The sequence below is a fragment of the Morganella sp. HMSC11D09 genome, from assembly GCF_001807955.1.
Classification (GTDB): Bacteria; Pseudomonadota; Gammaproteobacteria; order Enterobacterales; family Enterobacteriaceae; genus Morganella; species Morganella morganii.
In genome coordinates, this window is the sequence record NZ_KV791650.1 from 712 (window position 1) to 1,057 (window position 346).

Sequence of the window (346 nt, forward strand, 5' to 3'; positions counted from 1 at the left end):
TCTGAGTTGCTCCGTATTTGTCAGGATCGGAACGATTTTATCGGTAGTCAGTTGCCCGCTCTGTGCCATATCGCGCAGCCCGCCGATGGTGGTCCCCATCCCGTCAGCCAGCAGTTTTGCCAGTCGTCCGCCGTTCTCCATCACCGCGTTAAATTCTTCACCGCGCAGAACACCGGAAGCCAGTGCCTGACTGAGTTGAGTAATAACAGAGCTGGCTTCTTCGGTGCTTGCACCGGACAGCTTCAGTGAGGTTGCGATGGTTTCAGTGACTTTTGCCACATCTCCCGAGGCATAACCCACATCACGCATCGACTGTGCAATACGGGCATACAGGTTGGTATTTGCC

The 346-nt window shown here is 54.6% G+C and carries 1 protein-coding gene; it reads right to left on the minus strand.

Annotation, left to right across the window (positions count from 1 at the left end):
- On the minus strand, window positions 1–346 hold a 346-nt coding region (locus HMPREF3119_RS19590; RefSeq protein ID WP_246829226.1), incomplete at both ends, for a tape measure protein.